This window comes from Legionella jamestowniensis (assembly GCF_001467745.1).
In the GTDB taxonomy this organism is placed as follows: domain Bacteria; phylum Pseudomonadota; class Gammaproteobacteria; order Legionellales; family Legionellaceae; genus Tatlockia; species Tatlockia jamestowniensis.
In genome coordinates, this window is sequence record NZ_LNYG01000013.1 from 2,323,592 (window position 1) to 2,329,967 (window position 6,376).

The following is a 6,376-nucleotide window of genomic DNA, read 5'->3' on the forward strand; positions in this document are numbered from 1 at the left end:
CTCCTTAGTGGGCCAGACCATCTGGGCCTAAGCGAATGTATTTAATCATTAAATAAACTTCAACGATGGCTAAGACGGTGTAGAAAATGATAAATCCCGCCAGTGATGTTAAAAGTTGTGAAACATCTAATGAGGAGGAACCTAAGGCAGTGGGTAAAACACCTTGGACTACCCAGGGTTGTCGCCCATATTCTGCAATCACCCAACCCAGTTCAGCCGCTAACCAGGGTAGGGGAAGAGACAAGAATGCAAGGTATAAATACCAGCGTGTTGTGTGCAGTTTTCGTTTGAGGGATAAATAAAAGCCCATCGCAAATAGAAAAATAAAGAAAAAGCCGCAAGCAACCATGATTCGAAAAGAAATGAATAAGGGTAAAACATGAGGAGCTAAATCATGTGCTGCTTGATTAATTTGCTCTTCGCTGGCGTCCACCACTTTGTCGGTATATTTCTTTAAAAGTAAGCCATAGCCTAAGGAATGTTCATGTGTTGCAAACTCTTTCTTTGCTTGTTCATCCTGGGGATTTTTTTGCAGGCGCGTCAGTGCATCATAAGCAAGTATTCCTTCGCGTATTTTTCCTTTTCCTTGCTCCATTAATTCGAAAATACCTTCCACGGGTTCATGAATGGAGCGTGTGGCTATCAAACCCAATACGTAAGGAATTTCAATGCCGTAATCGGTATGCATGGTTTTTTCATTCGGAATACCAATTAACGTTAAACCAGCAGGGGCTTTTTCGGTATGCCACATGGCTTCAATGGCCGCTAATTTCATTTTTTGGTTAATGTTGGCATCATAACCACTTTCATCACCAAGAACAGCAACCGACAACGCTGAAGCGAGTCCAAATGAAACAGCAACGGTCATTGAACGTTTGGCAAATTCCTTATTACGGCCTCGCAAAAGAAAATAGGCACTAATGGCCAGTACGAAAACAGCGCCTGTAACATAACCGGCACTAATGGTATGAACGAATTTTGATTGGGCAACCGGATTAAACATCACTTCAACAAAATCGGTGACTTCCATACGCATGGTTTGATAATCAAATTTTGCACCTACAGGATTTTGCATCCATCCATTGGCGATAAGAATCCATAAAGCGGACAGGTTAGTGCCTAAAGCCAGTAGCCAGGTACACGTCATATGTTGTAATTTGGTTAATTTATCCCAACCAAAGAAAAATAGACCGACAAAGGTTGCTTCTAAAAAGAACGCCATTAATCCCTCAATAGCCAAGGGGGCGCCGAACACGTCACCGACATAATGGGAGTAGTAGGCCCAATTTGTGCCAAATTGAAACTCCATGGTTAACCCCGTGGCAACACCTAAGACGAAGTTAATCCCAAAAAGGACTCCCCAATATTTAACCATCTGGCGCCAGATATCGCGCCCAGTCATGACATAGACAGTCTCCATGATAGCCAGTAAAAGCGATAATCCCAACGTCAAGGGAACAAACAAAAAATGATAAAGTGCAGTTAAGGCGAATTGTAGACGTGACAAGTCAACCACATCGCTTCCAGGTATCATAAACACCCCCATGGCTGGAGTTAAAAAGACAAACTAAATCAAAACTTAGTTCGAGTCACCGCAATATCAGATTGCAGACTGGAACCCAATAGCCATTGCTGTGTATTTTTGATAGGTTTTTGAACATCCTTGAAACAAACAAACCAAAGGAAAAAAAATAAGGCAAACTTAAGTGATAACGTTAGAAGAATATCTCGGGTCAGGGGTTTCATAGCTTGCTATCCGATAAATCGTGCAGCACTATTTTAACGCAATCTGCGCTTTTAAACTAGTCAAACTTGAGGGACGTTATTGAGTTGTGACCTCTCATCATTATCGACTATCTTTGGCAATTAGACTCCAACGGTTTAATATTCCTTGAAAATCAGTTACCTTTGCATATCGAGATTAACTAAGGGATTGAATAATATGAAATTTAAAAAAATTTTTCTCGGTAGCGCTCTTTTTTTGCTGCATTGTTCCATGTTTGCCCACGGCTCAATGGAAATTCCAATTTCTCGTATCTACCAATGCTATAAAGAAAATCCTGAGAATACAAAATCGCCTGCTTGTAAAGCTGCTGTTGAGGTGGGAGGAAAACAACCTTTATACAATTGGCATGAGGTGAATCAGCCCGCAGCCAATGATCGCCATGAGGATATCATTCCTGATGGACAGCTTTGTAGTGGTGGGCGTGATTTTTATAAAGGATTAAATCTTGCGCGAAGCGATTGGTATACCAGTATTTTAGAACCTGATTCAGAGGGTATGTTCCGTTTTGTTTTCAATCCTACGGCACCTCATAAAACAAAATATTTTAAATTCTATATTACTAAAACTGGTTATGATTTTAATCAGCCTTTGAAATGGTCAGATTTAGAACCGCAGCCTTTCTGTACTATTAATGAAATTAGTCTTGTCAATGGTAGATATACGATGCCGTGCAAGATGCCTGTAAATAAATTAGGGAAAAATATTATTTTTGTCATTTGGCAAAGGGAGGATAGTCCTGAAGCTTTTTATTCCTGTAGTGATGTATTTATTAATGCTACCGGCAATACAGTGGAATGGCATGAGTTGCAGCCTTTGTACAATACAGCAGAGATACCTGCAGAGACCACCGTAAAACTTCGACTCTTCAAGCATGATGAAGAGGTGGAATCTCACAGTATTGTAGTAACGGATCAAAATAACAATGGTGATGAGTGGCCTTTTACTTTGGCACAGCAGGTTAATACCAACTCATCCTTGCTTCGCATTGGGCAACTGAATGTGGAATCAGGTGAAATAGTACTTATCCAGGGAAATAACGCTAATAAAATCTACATCAAAGATAACAATACCTCAGAATATCATGTTGCAATTGATTTTATTGAAAAGCAAAGTCAAATTGATTTTATTTATCCTGATGGTATCTCTCAATACATGGCTAATACTATCGTAATGGGGCGTCATGATCATAAACGATATCAGTGCAAGCCCTGGCCTTATTCAGGCTGGTGTAGTCAATCCCCCAGTTACTACGAACCTGGTGTTGGACTTGCGTGGAATGAAGCCTGGATTTTACTCGACTAAAGGATGCTTTTGTTGCTGCGGCTGTTTGTAAAATTATTAAATAAAATTCTGCAATTCAATGCGAGAAGGCAAAAGCAGACAGCAAGCGGCAACATACATAAGCGCGAAGCAAATGATTGTTACTTCGCTATTAAACTGCCTCCAAAATGGCTGCAACCCCCATTCCACCTGCCGTGCAAATTGAGATTAATCCTCTTCCCTGGCCGTGTTGATGCAAAATTTTGGCTAAGTTACTAACAATTCGCGCGCCAGTCGCTGCAAAAGGATGTCCTAAGGCAAGACTACCACCTTTAATATTCATTTTTTCTCTGTCAATAGAGCCTAAGGGATGTTCACGATTTAATACACGTTGACAATAATCAGCCGATTCCCAGGCTTTTAATGTACACAAGACCTGGCCCGCAAATGCTTCATGAATTTCATAAAAATCAAAATCTTGTAGTTTTAATTTATTACGTTTTAGCAGTTCGCTGACCGCAATAGTGGGGGCCATCAATAATCCTTCACCGTGCACAAAATCAACTGCTGCAACTTGTGCGTCTACAAAACGTGCAAGCATAGGATAGTTATAGTGTGCAGCAATAGATTCACTCACTAAATAGACCGCCGAGGAACCATCGGTGAGTGGGGTACTATTTCCAGCTGTTAAACTACCTTCCCCGCTACGATCAAAGGCCGGTTTTAAAGTGGCTAATTTTTCGATAGTGGTATCGTCTCTTACTATTCCATCCCGCTTAACTCCGTAATAATCACAAACCAAATCATCATAAAATCCTTCTTGATAAGCTTTTGCAGCATTTTGGTGGCTTATAAATGCCAATTCATCTTGTTCGTGACGAGGGATCTGCCATTCTTTGACCATTTTCTCCGTATGTTGTCCCATCGATAGACCAGTTCGTGGTTCAACTACAGCAGGAAATTCCGGTTTTAAATCGCCAGGGCGAAAAGAAGCTATCTGTTTTAATTTTTCTGAAATGCCTTTGGCCTGGTTAAGATTGAGTAATTTACGTGCAAAACTTTTGCGAAACATAATTGGAAGGTCACTATTGGTGTCAACACCTCCAGCAATACCATCTTCAATTTGATAATTGGCAATTTTAAGGGCAATCTGCAATGTGGTTTCCAGGCTTGTCCCACAGGCGCGCTGCAATGTATAAGCAGGGGTGTGAGGGTTTAGGCGGGTTCCTAAAACACATTCACGTGCTAGGTTCCAATTTGAAGAGCTGTTAATAACGGCTCCTAAACCCACATCACCCAATAGTCTATCGTCCAGTTTCATTTTTTCTACAAGTGCTTGCAAGGAAGCAATCATTAAGTCTTGGGTAGCGATCTTTTTATAAGAGGTCATGGATTTAACGAAAGGTGTGCGCATGCCTCCAGCAATATAAACGGCTCTAGTTTCCATTAATGACATCCCTATCTAGCAATTAATAAAGTAATCATTCCATTACCATGCGTAATTTGCAATCGGCTCATGAAAAATCCTTACCTAAATCAAAGAGATTGCTTAACTACCCATTGATTTTGTCCAATATTTTCTTGCATTGTTTCCAATGTAATACTCTGCAGAATATTATCCACGTCACTCGATGAATATTTGCGTTGTGGATTGGTTTTCTCAAATAAGCCATGACCAAAAAAAATTTGATGATAGGCAGGATCATCTGAATTACCTACGTCAAATACAATGTCTTGTAGTCCGAAGGCGGATTGTAATAGGGAGGCAATATAGGCCTCCAGAATTTGAGTTTGTTTTTGATTCAAATCAAATCGTTCAAAGCGACCAGACACTAAATACACTTGTAAAAATCCTTTTCGTTGACACAAATAACCCGCATAATAAACAGAGCCATCATAGTTATTTTCAGTTAACGTTAATGAAGGGTGGCCGTATCTATCCTCCCAATTGATAAATGGAAATGAACACTCACTAAAATTTTCTTTTAATCCCTGGTAGCCGTATTCCTTTTGATAGGCATTTTTTACACCCAATGCCATTGTAAAGTCACTTCTTAACACCCATATGCGTTTTTCCAACAAGCGCAAAGGAAATCTGACTTGTTCAATATTTTGAAAAGCGGGATTAATATTACCCTCATTATTGTACTGATATTTGGGATTAACAGGCTCTATGTAATTACGAATATAAATTTTTGAATTCTCGTAGTGCATCGCTTCAGACGCTAATTCGCTTGCTTTTAAAATGTCAATTTTTTTATAAATGCGAGGCACTTTGGATTGAGGAAAGGGGGTATCTGTGAAAAAAAGTGCCGAATCTTGATCATCCTGTATACCGGGGCTTGTTTCATAAAAATACACAGGCTGATTGCCATAAGCTTGTGTGAATTTCAGTGCAAGATAACTTTCAAGGATAGTTGTTTGTTCGTCTGTCAAAGGCTGGATGCCTTCATCTACTCTATCAACTCGATTATATCGCCCGGTTGACAAGAAGATTTCTAAATAACCCTGACGTTGGCATATAAAGCCAGCATAAAAGACTTTTCCGTTTGAAGAGTCATCTATTAACGCCAACGAAGGGTGTCCATATCGATCAGTCCAATTAATAAAACAATGATTTTGGGAATCTATTGCTCTTTTTAAACCCTCGTAGCCATGTTCTTGGTAAGCATTTTTAACTCCAGTCGCAAGGAGTAAATCATCTCTTAACGCAAAAATACGTTTTTCATTCATAAAAAGAAGACTTTTAACTTCTTCTATTGTTTGAAAAGCGGGATTAATCCCTTTTTCGTCCTGGTATGAATATTTTGGTGGTATGGGTGAAATTTTGTGACGAATATATGCTCTTAACACAAATTCAATAGAAATGAATGTCAATTGGTTGTTTAATATTTTCATGTGTTAGCCTTTAACTTGCCTAGTATCCCCAATAGGAATAGGTGCGTTGAAGCGCTTAGACAGAGCAGTGCAGTAACCTGGACACTGGTGTTGGGGGACTGCAAATAGATTAGCGCGGGTAACTATTTTTTTGCCCAACCTGAATAACAGTGTCCAGGTTAAGCATCATCAAAAAGGCCAAGTGAACCATAATTATCTTTTTAGAATTAAAAATGATTTTTTAGAAGCAAATATGCACAAGTATGTAACTTTGATTTTTAAGAGTCAAGCCTAGTGAAACATTATCTAGTCATGTAGGATTTTACAGGGTAAGTTCTGAGTCCTCATCCACGAGATTCTTCACTGCGTTCAGAATGACGTTGCTACGTTCAGGATGACGTTACTACATCAGGATGACGTTACTACATCAGGATGGCGTTACTACATCAGGAT

General features: G+C 39.6%; 5 protein-coding genes. 1 reads left to right on the top strand and 4 read right to left on the bottom strand.

The genetic code is table 11. The features are described from left to right. Positions 1 to 4: 4 nt before the first annotated feature. The gene (locus Ljam_RS14720) at positions 5 to 1,534 is read right to left on the bottom strand and encodes a cytochrome ubiquinol oxidase subunit I (protein ID WP_058450731.1); all 1,530 of its coding nucleotides are present in this window, start codon (positions 1,532 to 1,534) and stop codon (positions 5 to 7) included. Positions 1,535 to 1,572: 38 nt separating this feature from the next. Further along, positions 1,573 to 1,746 carry a cytochrome oxidase putative small subunit CydP gene (gene cydP, locus Ljam_RS15625; RefSeq protein ID WP_177203744.1) on the bottom strand — a complete coding sequence of 58 codons (174 nt, stop codon included), beginning with the start codon at positions 1,744 to 1,746 and terminating at the stop codon, positions 1,573 to 1,575. A gap of 196 nt (positions 1,747 to 1,942) precedes the next feature. On the opposite strand from cydP, the gene Ljam_RS14725 reads away from it, so the two are divergent. Further along, positions 1,943 to 3,088 carry a lytic polysaccharide monooxygenase gene (locus Ljam_RS14725; protein ID WP_058450732.1) on the top strand — a complete coding sequence of 382 codons (1,146 nt, stop codon included), beginning with the start codon at positions 1,943 to 1,945 and terminating at the stop codon, positions 3,086 to 3,088. Between the two features lie 130 nt (positions 3,089 to 3,218). On the opposite strand, the gene Ljam_RS14730 is transcribed toward Ljam_RS14725, so the two are convergent. Both Ljam_RS14730 and Ljam_RS14735 read right to left on the bottom strand, forming a co-directional pair. Beyond that, positions 3,219 to 4,493 (bottom strand): acetyl-CoA C-acetyltransferase, encoded by a 1,275-nt coding sequence (locus Ljam_RS14730; protein WP_058450733.1) that lies wholly within the window; start codon positions 4,491 to 4,493, stop codon positions 3,219 to 3,221. Positions 4,494 to 4,582: 89 nt separating this feature from the next. Further along, entirely contained in the window at positions 4,583 to 5,944 is a 1,362-nt protein-coding gene (locus Ljam_RS14735; protein WP_058450734.1) for a hypothetical protein, read from the bottom strand. Between the last annotated feature and the right edge of the window lie 432 nt (positions 5,945 to 6,376).